Annotated in this window: 24 protein-coding genes; 9 read left to right on the top strand and 15 right to left on the bottom strand. The window is 49.4% G+C overall.

Annotation, left to right across the window (positions count from 1 at the left end):
• Window positions 1–9: 9 nt before the first annotated feature.
• Both H6629_06835 and H6629_06840 read left to right on the top strand, forming a co-directional pair.
• Window positions 10–252, top strand: a complete 243-nt coding sequence (locus H6629_06835) for a hypothetical protein (GenBank protein MCB9067509.1) — start codon at window positions 10–12, stop codon at window positions 250–252.
• Window positions 242–577, top strand: coding sequence for a type II toxin-antitoxin system PemK/MazF family toxin (locus H6629_06840; protein ID MCB9067510.1), 336 nt, complete (start codon window positions 242–244; stop codon window positions 575–577). The genes H6629_06835 and H6629_06840 overlap by 11 nt, the downstream gene beginning before the upstream one ends.
• Window positions 578–648: 71 nt before the next feature.
• Here the strand turns inward: H6629_06840 and H6629_06845 are convergent, their stop codons facing one another.
• The gene (locus H6629_06845; GenBank protein ID MCB9067511.1) at window positions 649–1,329 is read right to left on the bottom strand and encodes a hypothetical protein; all 681 of its coding nucleotides are present in this window, start codon (window positions 1,327–1,329) and stop codon (window positions 649–651) included.
• A 162-nt stretch (window positions 1,330–1,491) separates the two neighbouring features.
• Between H6629_06845 and H6629_06850 the strand changes: the two genes are divergently transcribed.
• Both H6629_06850 and udk read left to right on the top strand, forming a co-directional pair.
• A complete protein-coding gene (locus tag H6629_06850; GenBank protein MCB9067512.1) occupies window positions 1,492–1,737 on the top strand; it encodes a hypothetical protein in 246 nt (81 codons plus the stop codon).
• A gap of 35 nt (window positions 1,738–1,772) precedes the next feature.
• Window positions 1,773–2,399, top strand: a complete 627-nt coding sequence (udk, locus tag H6629_06855; protein MCB9067513.1) for a uridine kinase — start codon at window positions 1,773–1,775, stop codon at window positions 2,397–2,399.
• On the opposite strand, the gene H6629_06860 is transcribed toward udk, so the two are convergent.
• The 10 genes from H6629_06860 to H6629_06905 all read right to left on the bottom strand — a co-directional run bounded on the left by H6629_06860 (window position 2,374) and on the right by H6629_06905 (window position 11,920).
• Entirely contained in the window at window positions 2,374–3,120 is a 747-nt protein-coding gene (locus H6629_06860) for a fatty acid desaturase (protein ID MCB9067514.1), read from the bottom strand. The genes udk and H6629_06860 overlap by 26 nt on opposite strands.
• Before the next feature lie 48 nt (window positions 3,121–3,168).
• On the bottom strand, window positions 3,169–3,864 hold the full coding sequence (locus H6629_06865) for a carotenoid biosynthesis protein (GenBank protein ID MCB9067515.1): 696 nt from the start codon (window positions 3,862–3,864) through the stop codon (window positions 3,169–3,171).
• 19 nt (window positions 3,865–3,883) lie between these two features.
• Entirely contained in the window at window positions 3,884–4,396 is a 513-nt protein-coding gene (locus tag H6629_06870) for a dihydrofolate reductase (protein ID MCB9067516.1), read from the bottom strand.
• 12 nt (window positions 4,397–4,408) lie between these two features.
• A complete protein-coding gene (locus H6629_06875) occupies window positions 4,409–5,551 on the bottom strand; it encodes a glycosyltransferase (protein ID MCB9067517.1) in 1,143 nt (380 codons plus the stop codon).
• Window positions 5,548–6,300, bottom strand: a complete 753-nt coding sequence (locus H6629_06880) for a 1-acyl-sn-glycerol-3-phosphate acyltransferase (protein ID MCB9067518.1) — start codon at window positions 6,298–6,300, stop codon at window positions 5,548–5,550. The genes H6629_06875 and H6629_06880 overlap by 4 nt, the downstream gene beginning before the upstream one ends.
• Before the next feature lie 158 nt (window positions 6,301–6,458).
• Window positions 6,459–7,382 carry a phytoene/squalene synthase family protein gene (locus tag H6629_06885; GenBank protein ID MCB9067519.1) on the bottom strand — a complete coding sequence of 308 codons (924 nt, stop codon included), beginning with the start codon at window positions 7,380–7,382 and terminating at the stop codon, window positions 6,459–6,461.
• A 192-nt stretch (window positions 7,383–7,574) separates the two neighbouring features.
• Window positions 7,575–9,098, bottom strand: a complete 1,524-nt coding sequence (gene crtI / locus H6629_06890) for a phytoene desaturase (protein MCB9067520.1) — start codon at window positions 9,096–9,098, stop codon at window positions 7,575–7,577.
• A gap of 83 nt (window positions 9,099–9,181) precedes the next feature.
• On the bottom strand, window positions 9,182–10,696 hold the full coding sequence (gene crtI / locus H6629_06895) for a phytoene desaturase (protein MCB9067521.1): 1,515 nt from the start codon (window positions 10,694–10,696) through the stop codon (window positions 9,182–9,184).
• A 13-nt stretch (window positions 10,697–10,709) separates the two neighbouring features.
• Window positions 10,710–11,429, bottom strand: a complete 720-nt coding sequence (locus H6629_06900) for a lycopene cyclase domain-containing protein (GenBank protein MCB9067522.1) — start codon at window positions 11,427–11,429, stop codon at window positions 10,710–10,712.
• Window positions 11,426–11,920, bottom strand: a complete 495-nt coding sequence (locus H6629_06905) for a hypothetical protein (protein ID MCB9067523.1) — start codon at window positions 11,918–11,920, stop codon at window positions 11,426–11,428. Before H6629_06905 ends, H6629_06900 begins: the two co-directional genes overlap by 4 nt.
• Before the next feature lie 221 nt (window positions 11,921–12,141).
• Between H6629_06905 and H6629_06910 the strand changes: the two genes are divergently transcribed.
• Together H6629_06910 and H6629_06915 are read left to right on the top strand one after the other, a co-directional pair.
• Window positions 12,142–13,014: a helix-turn-helix domain-containing protein gene (locus H6629_06910; GenBank protein ID MCB9067524.1), complete on the top strand. Its 873-nt coding sequence runs from the start codon at window positions 12,142–12,144 to the stop codon at window positions 13,012–13,014.
• 128 nt (window positions 13,015–13,142) lie between these two features.
• The gene (locus H6629_06915) at window positions 13,143–13,865 is read left to right on the top strand and encodes an SDR family oxidoreductase (protein MCB9067525.1); all 723 of its coding nucleotides are present in this window, start codon (window positions 13,143–13,145) and stop codon (window positions 13,863–13,865) included.
• Window positions 13,866–13,883: 18 nt separating this feature from the next.
• Here the strand turns inward: H6629_06915 and H6629_06920 are convergent, their stop codons facing one another.
• Together H6629_06920 and ribA are read right to left on the bottom strand one after the other, a co-directional pair.
• Entirely contained in the window at window positions 13,884–14,321 is a 438-nt protein-coding gene (locus tag H6629_06920; GenBank protein MCB9067526.1) for a hypothetical protein, read from the bottom strand.
• A gap of 10 nt (window positions 14,322–14,331) precedes the next feature.
• Window positions 14,332–14,973, bottom strand: coding sequence for a GTP cyclohydrolase II (ribA, locus tag H6629_06925; GenBank protein ID MCB9067527.1), 642 nt, complete (start codon window positions 14,971–14,973; stop codon window positions 14,332–14,334).
• Window positions 14,974–15,230: 257 nt separating this feature from the next.
• On the opposite strand from ribA, the gene H6629_06930 reads away from it, so the two are divergent.
• Window positions 15,231–15,506 (top strand): zf-TFIIB domain-containing protein, encoded by a 276-nt coding sequence (locus tag H6629_06930; GenBank protein ID MCB9067528.1) that lies wholly within the window; start codon window positions 15,231–15,233, stop codon window positions 15,504–15,506.
• Window positions 15,507–15,511: 5 nt separating this feature from the next.
• A complete protein-coding gene (locus H6629_06935) occupies window positions 15,512–16,399 on the top strand; it encodes an ABC transporter ATP-binding protein (GenBank protein ID MCB9067529.1) in 888 nt (295 codons plus the stop codon).
• Window positions 16,400–16,404: 5 nt separating this feature from the next.
• Here the strand turns inward: H6629_06935 and H6629_06940 are convergent, their stop codons facing one another.
• Complete coding sequence (locus H6629_06940) at window positions 16,405–17,778, bottom strand: hypothetical protein (GenBank protein ID MCB9067530.1); 1,374 nt, start codon at window positions 17,776–17,778, stop codon at window positions 16,405–16,407.
• A gap of 148 nt (window positions 17,779–17,926) precedes the next feature.
• On the opposite strand from H6629_06940, the gene H6629_06945 reads away from it, so the two are divergent.
• A complete protein-coding gene (locus tag H6629_06945; GenBank protein ID MCB9067531.1) occupies window positions 17,927–18,709 on the top strand; it encodes an RNA methyltransferase in 783 nt (260 codons plus the stop codon).
• 4 nt (window positions 18,710–18,713) lie between these two features.
• On the opposite strand, the gene H6629_06950 is transcribed toward H6629_06945, so the two are convergent.
• Window positions 18,714–19,088: a DUF423 domain-containing protein gene (locus H6629_06950; GenBank protein MCB9067532.1), complete on the bottom strand. Its 375-nt coding sequence runs from the start codon at window positions 19,086–19,088 to the stop codon at window positions 18,714–18,716.
• Window positions 19,089–19,133 lie beyond the last annotated feature (45 nt).

A 19,133-nucleotide genomic window follows, 5' to 3' on the forward strand; every position in this document is an offset into this window, starting at 1 on the left:
GAGAATCCGATGGCTGTTATGAGTATCCGACTCGATGACCAGAAGCGCAAAGCGCTCAAAATAATCGCTTCTGTCGAAGGCAAAACGATGGGTAATTTGGTTGAGGATTGGATTGAAAACTATATCAATGAAAACAAGGAACGCCTTGCCGGATTGCTGGAACAGGATGACATCAGCGAAGTGATGCGAATGTCCGAATCTACTTTTGCGGAATGGGACAATCCGGAAGACGAAATTTATGATCACCTGTAAAAAATGGGACATTGTGCTGGTGCCGTTCCCGTTTACGGATTTATCGACGACCAAAAAGCGCCCAGCACTGATTGTGTCTCCGACCGAATACAATCATGGAAATGAAATCGTCATCGCGTTTGTGACGAGCAATTTGAAATCCGAAAGAACGAGCGATCATATCATCCGCGAATGGCAATTGGCCAAATTGCCCAAACCGTCACTTATCCGTATGCGCTTTGCAACAATTGACAGAAAAATGGTTATCAAAACAATTGGTAAATTGAACGGAGCGGACATCACCGAATTCGCCGGAAAAATTGCTTCATTTTGCGGCGGTAATTGATTTTTAGCCGGCTCGATAACATCCGCAATTTGCAGCACTGTTATGCGATGGTTGTTCGATGCGAAAAGGGCTCAGCGGGTCAATTTGGGAAGTTTCGGGTGCGGTTTTTTGCGATATTCCAGCTCGGCAATCGCTTCCTCAATTTCGCTGCGGGGCAAATTTCCGGCGCTCAGTTCGGCGTCGCTCCGCCGGAGCAAATCGCGCAAAAAATCCTGCGCGTCGTCGATCGAAATAAACTGCTGCGCCACTTGCTCAAACAACACATCTTCGCATTTGGCGAATGCGCCGAGCGTTTCGTTATAATCGCGGAGCGCGCCCAAAATTCCGGCTGTCCGCGATTCTACCGGAACGGCTGCCAGCATTTCCGGAAACGCGGCGGCAAATTCCGTTTCCCGCAGCACCGGACTTTCTTCCAGCGCTATCGTCAATAAAAACAACGCTTTTTGATTGAGCAGCAATCGCCGGTTTTCATCCAGTTCATCCGCAAAACGGCTGGCTTTCTCGCGCAGAAACATCGCAGCGGCGAGGCATTTTCCAGCGTCCAGTTCCGCATCCGGTTGAAAAAACTTGCGCAGCGCAGGCTCATCCAGCGCATCCAGCAGTTTCAAATCGAAGCCCAGCAAGGTTTTCCCGCCGGTTTCGAAGTGTTGTTCCAACCCACGGCGATCACCCGTTTGTTCCGCCTGCAAAATCGCCCGAAGCGCTTTTCCCAACTGCTCAATTAATCTGCGCACATAATCACTTTGAATCATAATTTCCGGCTCGCCCAGTTTTTCCGATAGTCGTTTGGTTTTTGCGAAAACTTGCTTATTTTTTCAGGTTTGCCATTCGCAATTGGCAATCTTAACCAGTGGAATGTAGAATGCCCGGAATCCGGTTTCAACCAAAAAATCGAATAACATACTGACAATTTTATGAAAAAATACAAACTTGCGATAGATATTTTCGGCTGGATCGGTATGGTGCTGATTCTCGTTGCATACGGCTTGATTACGTTGAAAATGGTGGATAGCTCATCGGTGAATTATCAATTGATGAACGCCGCCGGCAGCGTTGGGTTGATTGCAAATGCGCTGTTTTACAAAGCATATCCGCTGTTTATTTTGAACGTTATTTGGGAATTGATTGCCCTGTACGGACTGTACACAAGTCTTTTTTAAGTATCTGTTTTAACAATAGTTAGGTTGATTATCAAATGGAAAAACATGGCATTTTAATTGGACTTGGCGGGGCGAGCGGCTCCGGAAAAACACTGGTTGCCAAAACGCTGCACCGTTCGCTCGGTTCGGACAAAGTGGCGATTATTCAGGAAGATGCGTATTATCGCGATTTGGGCGATATGCCCATCGAGGAACGCGCCAAATTCAACTACGATCACCCGGATGCGTTCGACCACGGTTTGCTGATTTCGCACTGCCACCAGATGCTCAACGGCGAAGTGATCGAGCAGCCCATTTACGATTACAAAACGCATTCGCGAACCAGCGAAACCCGGAAAATCGGACCGCACCAGATTATTATTTTAGAAGGTATTTTGATTTTGGCGATTCCCGGATTGCGGGATTTGATGGACATCAAAATTTTTGTGGATACAGACCCGGACATCTGTCTGATTCGCCGGTTGCAGCGGGATATAAACGAACGCGGGCGCTCGGTGGATTCGGTGCTGGCGCAATATCAGGAAACGGTTCGCCCGATGTATCTGCAATTTATCGAGCCGTCCAAACGCTATGCGGATATCATTATTCCGCGCGGCGGTCGAAATCACATCGCCATTGATATCGTGAAAAGCAAAATCACTCAGCTACTCGGTGAGTCGTAACCGCATTTTTGCGCGTTGCCGGCAATTTCCACCACGGCACATGCGGATACGCATGGTGCTCCCAATGATACCCGCCAAAATGATAGCACGTCAACAATGACAGCAACGGACTGAACGAATTGCTTCGCGCCCGGTGCTCATCGCTAAAACCGGCTTCTTCCTCGCGATGTGGCAAAAACGTTCCAAAATAAAACAATTGGAACGTGCTTAACAGCGAGGGAATCACCCAAAACAACACCAGATTGAGCGCCGGAACGCCGGCCACATGTTCCAGCACATTGAAAATCAACGCCATTCCGGCAACCTGCCACCAGCTAATGTAACTCCACAAAAAATGGCCGTACCAGCTCAGAAACTGCGGGTGCTCGCCATCGTGAAAATCGGGATCGTCGCCGCTGGCGGGATGGCGGTGGTGCTCCCAATGTTTTTCGTGCAATTTGTTGAATGAAAACAACGCATACAGCGCAACGCAAAGCGTGCCGATGGCATTGTTCAACCCGTGATTGGCGGGCGTTACGCAGCCGTGCATCGCATCGTGCGCGGTGATGAACAAACCGGTGTACAGAAAAATTTGCAGCACAATACCCAACGGCACCAGCGCCAACGGCAGCGCACTCAAATCGCGGGAAACCCAGAAAACCAAATTCGCCGCCCACAGCAAAATAATTCCTGCGGCGATGGCAAATCCGGTTCGGGAAATTTGTTGTTTGTCGTATTTCATTTTTTAAAGGATAAAGGATAAGTGATAAAAGATAAATTTTTGGTTTTGTCAGGCAAAAAGCACTATTGCGAAATATAGAAATTGCGCAACATACGCATGAAACGCGATTTTTGGCAGCGATTGGCGAAACAGTTGCCACCGGAACGCAATGCCCGCAAAAACGGCGCTAACCACAAACCATGCGAGATAATTTTTCAGCGGAACAGTTGCGCCGAACCAGTGCCAGTAGTTGAGGCGAATCGCAGCGGGTTCCATCACCGCGTCGAACAGCACCATCAGCACACCGATAGCGACGACGAACAGCGGCAGATTTGCAAGCCATTTTTGGGGTAACAATCGCTGCGCAACCGCAACGGACGAAATCAGCATCACCAGCCAGGCAAAACCGATGGCAACGGGCACACTGCCGATTTGCGGCTGGAGCGTTGCGCCGTATTCGTAACTCCCGAAAATTTCGCCGGTGTGAACGCCCGCAAATTCAATCCAAAATGTTGCCAAAACGACTGCGCTGCACCATATCGCAAATTTCCGGCGAATGCCGGAATCCGCGAAAATTTGCCACACTTCCCACGCCACCCACAGCGCCAATCCGGTAATTACCGCGCCGGCGGAAATGCGCATCACCGTTTGGAAAACGCCGAGCACATGCCACAATCCGCCCGCCAGCAGAAAAAAATACAGCCCGCCGATTTTCAGCATTTCGGCATTGCGCCAGTTATTTTCGATACGTAATTCTTTGTTCATATTGGGTTTACTAAATTTTTCATCGCCGGGAATAAGTGAGTTGCACCAAACCCGTGTTGAAAATCTGGCAATTTTCGAACGCCAGATCTTGCCGGGAAAATCCCGCCGGAAACAGCGGAATGCCATCGCCGAGCAGCACCGGATGCACGGAAATCACAAACTCATCGATCAAGTTTTGCTGCAAAAATGCCATAGTCAACTGCGCGCCGCCAACCAGCCAAATATCTTTTCCCGGCTGGGCTTTCAGCGATTGCACAACAGCGGCGATATCATCATCCACAAATGTCACATGTTGCGTTTTTTGCCCGGCTTTACTCCGGGAAAACACGATCCCTTTTTGATCGGGATAGGGATATTCGCCAAAAGACTGCGCGACATCGAAGGTTTTTCGCCCCATAATTACCGTGTCCACCCCGGCGATAAAATCGTCGTAACCATAATCGCGATCGGTAAACAGCCAGTCGATTTCGTGATTTTTTCCGGCGATATAATTATCCAAACTACAGGCGATAAACAGCACAACTTTTCGCATAAGTTAGTCTTTCTATTGAATTTGTTCGTGAAGCATCGCATCCGGTTTGGAGCGAATTTCGCGCCCTTTCCAGCGAATGCCGCCATTTCGATATTGCCACAGCGAGCGAAAAGCGATCGCACAAACCAGCAGCACGCCAAACGGATGCGCCAACATTCCCCAACCGCCGGAAATGCCAAAACGCCACCCGGCGATGATGCGGATCGCCAACAACAGCGCAACTGCGACAATGCCCAAATTCGCAACGCCCGGAACAAATAGCAAGCCAAAAGGCAGAACACCGGTGAACAACAGAACGCCAAGCAACAGCACCAAACCACTCAACCGGTAATTAACGATGCCGAACAAATTCTTCGAAAATCCCTGAAAAACCTCATCTGCCGAATGATACATCCGGCAACGAATCACGTCGGCAGCCGAAACCGCCAACTGATTGATATGTTTAGATTTAGCTAATCGTCCCAAACACATGTCTTCCACAATTTCGCTGCGAACGGCTGTGTGTCCGCCGAGCTTTTCGTATGCGTCGCGGGTGAACGCAATCCACTGGCCGTTCGCCGCAACAGTCGATTGCGATCGTGAAAATCGCGTGAGCCACAGCGGCAGCGAGCTGTAAACGAGCAAATAAATGAGCGGCACCGCCAGTTTTTCCGCCCATGTGCCGGTTGTCTGCGTTAAAAAAGCGGTGAGCATGCCGAGTTGCTGGCGCTGCATCCAACCCACGGTTCCGCGAATCGCCGACGGTTGGTGGCGAGTGTCCGCATCCGCGAAAATTAAAATATCGCCGCTGGCGGCTTCGCTCAACTGGTGACACGCCCAGTTTTTCCCGAGCCAACCATCGGGCAGCGGCGCACCGGAAATGAGTCGCAAATTTGGGGATCGCTGTTGCCAGCGGTGGGCAATTTCTGCGGTTTCGTCGGTCGAATGATCATCCAACACAATTATTTCAACATCCGGGTAATCTTGCGCCAGCAAACCGCTCAGGCAGTTGCCGATATTTTCCGCTTCGTTGCGCGCCGGAACCAGCACGGAAACCCGTGGAAACGCGACCGGTTGCGGCGATTTTCGCAATTGCGGCGCCGTAATCGCGTTGAAGATAGTGATGAGCAACAGCAGGCTCAGCACACCCAATACAATGTAGCCAAGTGTAATCATTTCAATAAATTAACAGGTTTATTTAAGAGCTCAATATCGCGGGAAAAATTGCCGGTGATGCTGATGTCTTTCGAACGCTCAGGAATTGCGGTCAGCAAGTTGCAACCGATTTCGCCGGTTTCGATTTGCTGGCTCAAATCCTGAAGCACATGCTCTTCAATTTCTTCCAGCCACTGCATTCCGGGAAAGCTGTCACGGCAAAAAACGTGATTTTTGCCGAACAACAAATGGGCGTCGGGCAGTTGTTTGCCCAAAAATTCGCAGCGGATCGCCAATGGCAGCACATTCACCCGACCATCGTATTTTTGGAGAATGCGCTCGACGCCGTTTTTGTAGCCGAGCGGCCGTCGCATATTTGGCAGTAATTCGCCCTGCGGAAATATCGTGATCAGCGGATGCGAATCCATCGCCAACAAAGATCGCGCATAAGCCATTGTTTTTATGACACTTTTAGGATTTTCCTGAGTGATGCCAAATGCCCCGACTTTCCGGAAAAACGGGTATTTTTTAAGCTCACGTTCCAGCATCAGCAAATAAAACGGGCGTTGAAACAGTTGTTTATTGAGCCAATACGCAAAAAATCCGTCCCACCAGGTGCTGTGGTTGGGCAGCAGCAAAACGGGCAAATCCGGCGCCAAATCCGGCACATCGCCGAGCAGTTGAACGCTGTTGAAACTGCGTTTCATCAACCGCTTCAGATACTTCGAAAAAACGATGTTTGCCCAACGGGCGGGTTTGGCTGGAATCATGGGTTGGCTCGATTTTGGTTGCCACTTTTATTGCCGCAACGGCGCGGCGTTCGCAAGGCATCAATTGCAGTAATAATAAGGAAATTCCGGGACAAACCCGGAATGACCGATAAAACCATTCTTTGCGCCCTTTGCGCCTTTGCGGCAAAACGATTTCATTATTCCGCGGTTTCGTATTCCCAAATGGGTTTGGGTTTGCCCTGCGGCAACAGTCGCGTACGGATAATTTCCCGGAGCATGATGCCCACTTTTTTCATTTGCGGAACAAAAACGCGCCCGAGAAAGGGATTGAAATCGCGTGCCTCAATTTTCATTAAAATACCGCTGTAAATTTTGCTGGCGGAATAGATCGCAAATTGCGACTGGCGCAACAGCATCGGGATTCCCGGTGCGGCTTCTTCATAAAACCGCTGGGCGCGCTGCACATACAATCGCATCAATTTGTGCATTTGCGGGGTCATTCGCTCGTTCAAAATATCATCTTCGGATACGCCGATAACGTGCATTTCGCTGAGCGGCAGGTAAATGCGTCCCATTTCTTTATCTTCCTTGATATCGCGCAAAATATTGGTGAGCTGCATCGCGATGCCCAGTTTTTCCGCGTAATAAAACGCGTTTTCGTTTTTGTAGCCGAGAACGTGGGTCATCATCAATCCGACCACACCCGCAACGCGATAGCAGAACAAATACAAATCGTCGAAGGTTTCGTAACGGGTGTTGCAGATGTCCATTTTCACGCCTTCGAGCAAATCTAACGGGTATTCCATGGGAATGCCATATTTTTTCGCGACGATAATGAACGGGCAAATAATCGGGTGTTCGGACTCGCCGGTGCGATAGGCAACTTCCAGCTCCGTACGAAAATTATTGAGTTCCTCCAGCAATTCCGCGTTGCTGCGATGGCGGGGATTATCGATCAAATTGTCCGCATAGCGGCAAAATCCATACAGGGCAAAGGTTGCCCAGCGCCGCTCGGTCGGGAGCATCCGTGCGGAAATATAAAAGCTTTTGGAGTAATACGCAGTCAGCATCCGTGCATGTTCAAATGCGGTCTTACATTTTGGATCAGACCAGAATTTCACGACTTGCCTCCTTTTTATCATCGAAAATTATTGTTCGAAATTTGATCTTTTCAGATCGGTTTAATTACTTTGTTGTTCTCCGAAAATGGTAAATACGGGTATTTTCAGGAGATTCCTGCCTTCGCAGGAATGACAGCTTTTGGTCACCCCTGCGAAGGCAGGGGTCTCCCTAAATTGCTGCCGGACATTATTTCAAACCGCTTCGATGAGCGATTCTTCAACGCTTGCCGGGAAAACCGGCAGCCCAAGATCTTCCGCGATGGCGCGATCCGTCGCGGCGGCGGTGAGCAAAACGCCCGGCACGCCCGCACCCGGATGGGTGTTCGCACCAACCAGATACAGCCCTTTCACATCCTCGCTGCGATTGCCCGGACGAAAACTGGCAGTTTGGGTGAGCTTCGGTTCCACGCCCCACGCGCTGCCAAGATAATTGTTGCGTTTCGCCGCAAAATCGAGCGGCGTAAAAGTTTCCATCACTTCGATGTTTTCCCGCAAACCGTCCAAACCGAAATCTTTTTCGAGAAAATCGAGCACTTTTTCGGTGAACGGCTGGTTGGTTTTTTCCCAATCGATATCGCCCTGCAAATTCGGCACGGGAATGAGCACATACATGCTCTCGCAGCCGGGCGGCGCCATTTCCGCATCGGTGCGGGTGGGCACGTGCAGATACATCGAGAAATCTTCCGGCAAAATTTTATTGTCGAAAATATCCTTCACCAACCCTTTGTATCGCTCGGAAAGAATCAGCGTGTGGTGCAGCAGTTGCGGATATTGCTTTTTCACGCCGAGATAAAGCAGCCAGGTGCTCATGCCGTAAGCCAGCTTTTTCACGCGTTTGTCGGTCCAGCGGCGGCGATTTTCCGGCTTGATGAGATCGCTATACGTATGCGCAAAATGGGCGTTGGAAACGACCACATCCGCTTCGTGAAATTCTCCGTTCACATAAACACCGCAGGCTTTGCCGTTTTTCACGACAATTTCCTGCACTTCGCTGTTGGTGTAAATTTGTCCCCCGATTTCCGAAAGCAAGCTTTCGAACGCCCGAACCAGCGAATACATCCCGCCTTTGGTGAACCACACACCGCCGTGTTTTTCGAGATACGGGATCATCAAATACACCGATGGCGAACGGAACGGGCTGCCGCCGATAAACAGCGGGTGAAAGGAAAACGCAAAACGATTGTTCTCATGCTTGAAATATTTTTTGACCACCGAATACGCAGGCAACAGCGCATTCAGTTTCAGCGCCTGCGGCAGAAATTGCAGCATCGTCGGGAAGTCAAACGGCTTTGCACCGAGCCGGTCGACAATCACGGCTTTGTATAATTTCTCGACGTAATCGATAAATTTATCGTAATTGGCAGCGTCTTCCGGGCTGAATTTGGCCATTTCCCGTTTCATTTTTTCGCTGTCGCCGGAGTAATCCATAAATCTGCCGTCGTGAAAATAAATCCGGTAAAACGGATCGAGGTAAATCAGATCGAGATAATCTTTCATATCGCGACCGGCAGACTGGAACACTTCCTGAATAATTTCCGGCGCGGTGATCAGCGACGGTCCCATATCGAAGGTGTAGCCATCTTTTTTAAATTGATAGGCGTGTCCACCGACCATTGCGTTTTTCTCGAACAACGACACCTGAAACCCGCGCGCCTGCAAACGAATGGCGGCGGACAGCCCGCCAAATCCTGAACCGATGACAACTGCTTTTTTCATTATTTTCCTTCTACTTTTTTAGCCACAGAGCAATGTTCAGTTTGTGGCGATAGTGCATTTCATATGATTTCAAATTCAAAAAATTATGCGACAGCTTCGGCGACTGGTGCTGCTTCCGCGGATGCGCCGGCAGCTTCGGCGATGAGCCGGGCACACATTTTCCCGGAGAGCATCACCAACGGAATACCGCCGCCCGGATGCGACGATCCGCCCGCGAAATACAGCCCGTTAATTTCCCGGCTGCGGTTCGCCGGACGTTTGAACGCGGCCATCGGCGAATTGGAGGAAATGCCGTAAATGCTGCCGCGATTGCTGCCATAAAAATCGAAAAAGTTTTGCGGCGTAAACTGTTGTTCTGTTTGAATATGCGCTTCAACATCGATGCCGTTTTCGCGCAGCTTTTTGAGCACGATCCGGCGCATCCGCTCTGATTCAATCGCCCAATCCTGCCCGGCGAGATACGGCATATTCAGCAGCACAAACCAGTTTTCACAGCCCTTCGGCGCGTGTCCCGCATCGCTTTTGGAAGTGATGGCGATGTAAATTGTGGGATCATCCGGGGCACGTTTTTCATCAAAAATTTGTTTGAATTCCAATGCGTAATCGCCGGAAAACAGGATATTATGATGCGCCAGTTGCGGAAATTCCCGACCAACGCCCCACATAAACACCATCCCGGAAAGCGACGGCTCCAGCCGGTTCAGCGATTGCCGCCGTCCGGAAAATCCGTCGATGAGCGTGTTGTGTGCGGTCACCTCGTCCGCGTTGCACACGGCAAAATCTGCCGGCACAAATTCGCCATTCACGCGAATGCCGCGCAATTGACCACCGTCGTGCTCGATTTTTTCTACCGGCGAGGAAAAGTGCATTTCCACACCCAAAAATTCCGCCAGTGAAACCAGTTGTTCTGCCAGCCGATACATCCCGCCTTCTATATAAAAAGCACCCAAACCGTGCTCCACATACGGAATCACATTTAGCGTGGCGGGCGCTTTGTATGGATTGGAGCCATTGTAAGTGGCAAAGCGGTCAAACAATTGCTGAATGCGGTGATCGCCAAAATAACGGGCGACACTACTATGCACGGTTTTCAGCGGATCGATTTGCGGAAATCTCAGTAACGTTGCCATGTCCAGTTCGCTGAACAAATGGCGCATTTCGTGCACCGGCGTTTGCAGAAAAATATTGCCGGTGATGTCGTAAATCCGCTCCGCGTAATCCAGAAATTTGGGATAATTATTGGCGTCTGACTCGGAGAAGCGGCGCATTTCCTGCTGCATTTGCGCCACATTTTCGCTGGCGTCCAGTTGCGAACCGTCGTTCCAAAAATAGCGGCAAATCGGGTCGAGATTACGGAAAGTGAGGTGCGATTCGCGATTCTCACCAACAGATGCAAACAAATGATCGATCACAAACGGCATCGTTAGCACCGATGGTCCGGTGTCAAAACGATAGCCATTTGCAGAAAATTCGCCCATTTTTCCGCCGGGAACCGGATTTTTTTCGAACAACTGGACACGAAATCCCTGCTTCGCAAGCCGGATGGCTGCGCTCAATCCGCCCAATCCACTGCCGATAATTACTACTTCCTGATTCACAGTTGCTCCTGTTTTAATCCGCTAATTGATTTACGGATTCGACCATTGTATCGGATTTTGCCGCTGCTTTTTGTTTAAAGAATTCGAACAACAGAACATTGAACAGCACCAGCGATATCCCATACCCAAAATCTTCCACCGGAATGGTGAAAATGCGAAAATCCAGTTGAAATGCCGGATCGTACATCACCACCGGACGCGCCGTCAAATAACCGTTGAAAACCAGTGTCAATCCGGAGACAATCGCCAAAAAACGCCAGGTTCGCGATTGCGAAAAAATCCCGGTTTGCAGCGCACGTTCCAAAAACCCGACCAAACCCAGCGCGATCAGCACCAGCGCGGTATATTCTTTTCCGTCAACCCAAAACCAGATACCGGCGGGAATGCCGACCAACATCGCGGTGTGCAACCGCGACAGCGCCGGGATTTGCGGATTTTTGAAATATGCGCCCAACACTTCCCAAATAAACAAACAGGCGTATGGCACGCAGATAAAAAACAGCCATTCACCAATCGGCAGATTCAAAAAACGGGCATCGAGCGTGTAGTTTTCGTTGAACCACCAGTGGCGATGGGTCACCAGCGCATCCCAAAAAATATATGGCACCAACGGAATCGCAATCGCGGGAAACGCGAATCGCCAGTATTGCACAAAGTTCACTTTCCGGTCGAAACTGAGCACAAACGGTCCGCTAAACACAATCAAATTGTATATCAAATATTCGATTTTCATTGCTTCATTTGCTGTTTAAATACCAACAGTTTCTCATTCACTGGTCCGCTCAAAACTTTTTCTTTTGAGAAAAATTTGAGAATATCTTCGATCAGCTCGGGATCATGCGACTGATATGCACTGGGCAGCAAATGAACAATTTTTTCGAAATCTGCCGCAGCCTGTGCACCTCGCCCGATAAACGACGGTAAATAATGGCATGCCGTACCGTGGATAAACAGCGTTTCTAAATCATCCGGCATTTTTTCCAGACCTTCATCCAGTAATTTCAAACCATCATTTACATAGGAAAGCTTGTCCTGCGGCCAAAATGCATATTTCGCTTTCAATCCAACCAACGCACCGGTGTAAGTTTTCATTCTGCCGGCAATTGCCGGGTATTGCTTCGCTAAATTTCCAAATCGCTCAATAGCCGGTTCGATAGCAGATTTATCATCCAGTGCTTTGTAAAACATCTCACGCGATTCTGTTAGTTCAGTAAATTTTTCCATTTAAAACCCTGAATCTTTTTTTAGCTGTTTCGCCCGAATTCAAAATACAGTTGCGAACTTGTGACGCAATCTGTATCTTGGCTCGTAAATTTGAGCGTTATGAGCGTTTTTAATATATGACCCGAAAAACAGATAGTCAAGCAAAATCGCTCAAAACGCTCTTTTGATTGACAAGGGTTATTTTTTCGACTATATTCTTTCGTTAACAATGAGGCTGACTTATGATTAAAGAGAACATCCAACATTTCAACAGCCAAGAAGCAGCCAAAATTCTTGGTGTGAATGTTTCGACCATTAAACGCTGGACGGACGAAGGCAAGCTTCAGTGCATTAAAAGCGTAGGTGGACATCGCAAATTTTTAATGGATCACCTTGCGGAATTCCTCCATCAGAACAAGAAAAAAACCTCAAAAATCAATTTGTTTCCGTTGGAAAACCAGGTTGATCTCGATATCAGCCATTACATTTTAAAAGGGAATTTCGAATTTCTGATCGAATATGTTTATAATCAGGCGTTCGAATGCAACCGTGATCGCGTTCAGCAGGTGCTGAATGGCTTGTATCTTGGGCAATATCCGCTGCATGCAATTTACGACAAGCTGATTACGCCGGTGCTATATAGAATCGGGCAAAATTGGAGCAATGATGTCGTATCGATTATGGACGAACATTTGGCAACTCAAACCATCCGCGATAGCATTGTCCGGCTTCAGGGCATTATTCGAATTCCCAAACGGAAAGTCGGACGGGCGCTCTGCCTGAACCCATCGCTGGAATTGCACGATATCGCGCTAAAAATGGTCGATCACATTCTGGAAAGCCGTGGCTTTCAAATTATGTTCAGTGGGCAAATTACACCGACACTGGAAATCCGCCAGATTTTTGACCGGCTGAAACCGGATCGCCTCTACATTTCCAGTACCATGATTTCTGATCCGGAATCTTTCCGCGAAGAATTTTTGAACCTGTGCAATACCTGCCAATCGTATGGCGTACATGTGTTTGTCGGCGGGCAGGGTTTCAGCAATTTCAATTACGAACATCCGGCGGTTTTCAAACGCCTGACAACCTTTGAGCAAGTTTATAAAATTTAGCGAATGGCAACAACTTTCGCCCATTTTTTGGCAGCGACGCTTTTTTCGCTGCCTTTTTTATTGCTATTCGGCGCGAAAAATTAGACATCTGCGACAGCTTTTTCAATATTTGAGAAACGGAGGAAACCATGCATCTCAACAAAAACAATTATTTGATAATCGGTGGAAATTCAGGAATCGGATTGGCGCTGGCAAGGCAGTTGCGCGAACGCGAGGCGAATATCTGGCTGGCATCGCGTAACCAGAAAGATGCAGCAGACAGCCTGAACGCACCGCACTTATCGCTGGATGTCACCGGCGAAACGCTCGGAACTTTGGCGGATTTTGTGCCGGAGCAACTGCATGGCATTGCCTACTGCCCCGGAACCATCACCCTCAAACCGTTCCCACGATTGAACATCGCCGATTTCCAGAACGATATGGAAGTAAATTTATTTGGCGCAGTGAAAGTGATTCAGGCGGTTTTGCCGATGTTGAAAAAAGGTGCACCGGCGTCAATCGTTATGTTTAGCACCGTTGCTTCGCTGGCGGGAATGAATTTTCATGCGTCGATTGCCGCGGCAAAAGCGGCAGTGGAAGGATTTGCCAAATCGCTGGCAGCTGAATTTGCGGGGGCGAATATTCGCGTCAATGTGATTGCACCGTCCATCACCGAAACGCCGTTGGCCGGGCATTTGCTCAATAACGAACACAAAGTTGAGGCTTCAAAAAACCGGCATCCCATCAAAAAAATTGGTGCGCCGGACGATGTCGCCAGCCTTGCGGCATATTTGCTGTCGCCGGAATCCGGCTGGATAACCGGGCAGGTTATCGCGGTTGACGGCGGATTATCCGCCCTGCGTCCGCTGTAAATTTTTCCGGAATTTTGCTCACGGTTTGCCGAAAAATCGCCGGTAAACCGGCGAGCGATAGCGGAATTGCGCATATAAAACGGGGAATAAAAGGTAGGTGAGCAGCGAAAATCGCCCCTCAAATGTAATGTCGTCGATGATTCGGGCGCCGTTTTCCCGGCGCAAAATGCGATGGAGATGCCGCCATTTCTTCAGAAAAAATGGCAGCGAAACGCCTTCGTCAACAAAATAAATTTCAGATTCACTCTCGCCGGTTTCGGTAATCAGGCTCACCCATTTTTGACGAAACAGCCCAAATTTCAACAAAATGTGAACTTCATCGCCTTTCGCCATGCCAAATTTCTGCAGCTCAACCGGTGGGAACGGCGGATTTAGCGCCAAAAATAATTCGCGGCTAAATCCCGCAAAAACAGTGCGATAGTCCTGCCGAACATCTGTTTCAATTATCAATTTCATCCGTCAGCAATCAGCCGGCTAAATCCACATGATTTACCCACTGCTGCAAATTCAGCATGTGCCCGGATTTATCGGCTTTGGTGTGCAAATACTGTTCGTTAAACGGATTCGGCTCAATTTCCAGCGGCAACCGTTTGGCGACTTCGATGCCGTATTTTTCCACACCGTTAATTTTGTTCGGGTTGTTGGTGATCAGCTCAATGCGATTCACACCGAGATGGTGGAGCATTGCTGCGGCAACGTCGTATCGCCGTAAATCATCTGCAAAACCGAGTTTGTGATTGGCTTCCACGGTATCGTAACCGGTTTCCTGCAAGGCATACGCCCGTATTTTATTGCCAAGTCCTATGCCCCGCCCTTCCTGCCGCATGTATAAAACGATGCCGTTTTCATTATCCGAAATATATTTGAGCGCGGTTTGCAATTGCTCCCGGCAATCACATTTCAGCGAACCCAACACCTCGCTGGTCAAACATTCGGAATGAATGCGCACAGGCACGGTTTTCTGCTTCGCGGGGTCGCCTTTCACGATTGCCAGATGTTCTTTATGATCAATGGTGTTGTGAAATACGTAAACTTTAAAATCGCCGAACAGGGTGGGTAAATTTGTTTTTGCGTAAATGGAAACACTGTCTACCAGTGATTGTTTCATCTTTTTCGCTCCGTTTTTAAATGAACTTGATCCGGATTGACCCGGAAAGTTAGATGTCCGAACAGCTATCGGGTTACGGCTTTTTTCATCGACGGATATTAACAATGTAAAACGCTCAAGTCAAGAATAACGCTCAAATCGCTCATTTTATACTTTCGCAATCGCGCAAAGTTCACATTCACTTGACAAATCGCCGGAAACTTTTTAACTAACGGCTGCGTTTTGAACCAGACACCAACACAAATGGAGAAGTTGCCATGCATTGCCCAAGCTGCCTGATCGATTTACAAATTACCGAAAGACAGGGTATCGAGATTGATTATTGCCCGAAATGCCGTGGCGTTTGGCTGGATCGCGGCGAGTTGGATAAAATTATCGAGCGAACCGTTTCGCAAATTACGCCTGCGGGCGGAGCAGTTGCCGCAGCCAGCGCACCGATGAACACCGGCAGTGCCGCATCGCTGAAAGCAGATAAAAAGAAGAAAAAATCGAAGCTCTACAAATCCATTCTGGAAGAAATTTTCGATTTCTGATGCCGATGCTGCAAATTTCTGTGCAAAAAATATTGCATACGGCCACCGGCGAGCATCCGCTTTCGCTGGATTTTTCGATGGAACGCGGGGAATTTTTGGCGATTTACGGGAAATCCGGCGCAGGGAAAACCACCACTTTGCGCATTCTCGCAGGACTGTCTCGTCCGGATTCCGGGCAAATTATTGTTGATGGCGAATGTTGGTTCGATGCCAAAACTCGCAAAAACCTGCCGCCGCAACAGCGCACAACCGGGATGGTTTTTCAGGATTACGCCCTGTTTCCGAACATGAGCGTTCGCAAAAATCTGGCGTATGCCCTGGCGCGCGGACAATCAGCGGAGATCATCGATAAACTATTGTCATTAATGGATTTGACGACACTGGCAAATCGCTCACCGGAAACGCTTTCCGGCGGGCAGCGACAGCGGGTGGCGTTGGCGCGAGCGCTGGTTCGTCAGCCGAAATTGCTGCTGCTCGACGAGCCGCTTTCCGCACTCGATGACGAAATGCGCCGCAAATTGCAGGATGATTTGCTCAGGCTGCATCAGGAATTCGGGATGACCACCATTTTGGTTTCCCACAGCATTGGCGAAATTTTCAAATTGTGCAATCGCGTGTTGGTGCTGGATGAGGGCAAACAGCTAAACATCGGCGCGCCGGCGGATGTGCTGATCGGGAAACAACTGAGCGGCAAATTCAAATTTGAGGGAGAAATTTTGGCGATGACGCCCAGCGATGTGGTGGTGATTGTCACCGTTGCGGTGGGCAACACGCCAGTCCGGGTGATTGCCACGCCGGAAAGTGTGCGGGATTTTCGCATCGGCGATCGCGTGATTGTCGCCGCCAAAGCCTTCAATCCGGTTATTTTACCCGCCCAATCGATGACCGATTAAACCGCTTATTTTTTATCCGCCAAATATTCGCGAATGGCGGTCACGTGTTCGGCAATTTCCGACGGCGCTGCGGCGTGCATTTTCGCGGCCATCGCCTGTTCCAGCAACGGCTCGATATCGCTGAAATCCTGCCGGACGATTTTCACCCACGCCCGGCAAACAGAGAGCATCGGCAACAGTTGATCCAGTGATGCCGGCAACGCATTCAGCCAAGCAACAACCGACAGCAACTCCCCGTTTTGCAACATTTCCATCGCATGATTGCCAATTAACTGTCCCGCAAAATGAAAATTATTGCCGGCCAACGCCTGTGTTATTGCGTTGTGCGGCTGGTTATTTTGCTCGAACCACAGCGCCGCACGGGTGTGCGCTTCTCCGCTGTTTTCGATAGCAGATACTTTGGCAAAAACGTTATCCAAAAACGGATGCAGCCGGAGCCAGCCATCGCCGCAAGCAGTGACAAAAACGCCGTTTTCAGCGAGTTCCTGCAGCCAGCCGCAATCCTTTTGCTCGCTGATTTGTGCCGCAAGCGCCGGATTAATCGCATCGGCGATGGTCAGCATCGGCACTGTTTTGGCTATTTCCGCCGTCTGGTGTTTTAACAAAATATCGATCAAAAACTCGCTTTCGTCGCGTTCTTCTTTTTCAAATTCACTCACAAATTCGGAAAGCGAGGGATATTGGCGCAGGCACAATCCGGCGTATTTTAGCGACGCAGGTTTTGCTTTGGTGCGCACAACCAGCGCGGAAGCATCGCCGTAAGCGACCTTCAATTCCATCGCCACTTTCAAAAATGCTTCGGCTTCGTCCATTGTAAAACTGAGGTGTGGCGGGTGAATTTCTTTCAATTGTCCGGCAGATCGCATTTCTGCGAGCGCAAACGGCGGATCTGTTTCTGCGGCGATCATCATTTTGGATTGCGGCGGCAAATAGCCAATCAGCAACGCCACAATGCCGTGCACCGCATCATTTTTGATCAAATGGAAATCATCCAGAATAATGGCGTGATCCTGCAAAACCATGCCTATCTGGTTGCACAATTGCTCAATTGCAGCTTCCATCGAAACGGTTTTCGCCGATTGCAGCGATTCAAAAACGCCTTTTCCCAAGCCTTTTTGGATCGATTGAAGTGCCGTCACCAAGTTTTTAAAAAACAGCGCCGGATCGTTGTCCAACGCATCGATGGCAAAATAGGCGTGCTTCATACCGCTGTTATCCGCCCATTGGCGAATGGCGGTGGTTTTGCCAAAACCCACCGGCGCGGTGAGCAGCGTTAATTTTCGGGTGGTTCCCTGATTCAATTCGTTCACCACGCGCATCCGCACGAGGTCATTTTTTGCGTTTTTCGGAATCCGGAATTTCCAGATATTTGCTGTCATTTCTCATCCTGTTTTCATTTTATCGGGCGGGAATATACGAACGGATCGGGTTTCCTCCAACCCTCAATGGTACTTGACGCAGCCGGTCGCCCGGGCTATATTATTCGCGCAGATTTGGCAATAATTGTAACTCAAAATCGAAAAAGCGATGGAAAACAACAACTTCCCGCCGGTAAATCCGGAAAATGTGCATTTTATTTTAGTCGAACCGTTTTCGCCCGGAAACGTGGGCGCAGCGGCGCGTGCCATCAAAACGATGGGATTTTCCAAATTGTGGCTGATCAACCCCTGCGACCATTTGTCGGAAGATGCCCGGAAATTGGCGCATGCCTCGGAGGATATTCTGGAAAACGCCAGGGTGTTCGCCAGTCTTCCGGAAGCCCTTGCAGATATGCATTTTGTGGTGGCGACCACCAATCGCGTTCGCGAATATCGCATGCCTACATTTACGCCGGAGGAAGTGGGTTCGCGCATTGCGCAGATTGCCCCGGAGCACAACATTGCGCTGGTTTTCGGGCGCGAACAAAGCGGATTGACGAACGACGAATTGCGCATTTGCCAGGCGACATCTTCGATTCCTGCGGCAATCAACCATCCTTCGCTGAACCTCGCACAGGCGGTGATGATTTATGCCTACGCTTGTTACAACGCCCGTCCCGGCAATGCGCCGGTTTACGAATGGGAACTTGCCAATCATGTGCAAACGGAAAGTGTTTACACACATCTCGAAGCCACAATGCGCCAGCTCGATTTTGTGCCGCACGACAGTTGGGACCGTTTTATCATGCGGTTCAAACGGCTGTTCGGGCGCGCCAATCCTGAGTTGCGCGATGTTCAGTTGATTCACAAAATTTTTCAGGCGATGGATTTGTATGTCAAATATGGTGGGAAAACCGGCGAAAAACAGTCGGAAGTGCCGGAAAAGGAGTGAAAAATTACGCCGCTTTCCACGCGGCAAGCGCCAGCAGTAGCCAGCCAGCCAAAAAGGCAACGCCGCCAAACGGCGTGATCGCACCGAGCATGCGAATGCCGGTAAAACTCATCGTGTACAAACTTCCCGAAAACAGCACAATTCCCGTCAGCAGCAGCCAGCCAGCCCAGTTGATCAGCGCCGATTGACCCAGCCAATGGGCGATAATGCCAATCAACAGCAACCCCAACGCATGCATACCGTGATACTGCACAGCGGTTTGGTAAACCGCCATCAGATCTGCAGACAACCGGCCTTTCAAGCCGTGCGCACCAAATGCGCCCAAGGCTACCGTCAAAAACATGTTGATACTGCCGAGAATAATGAAGGTTTTTGCCATTAATTTTATACCAAAATCAGTTACTGTTGCACAAATAAATAGCTC

Source organism: Calditrichia bacterium (assembly GCA_020634975.1).
Classification (GTDB): Bacteria; Calditrichota; Calditrichia; order RBG-13-44-9; family J075; genus JACKAQ01.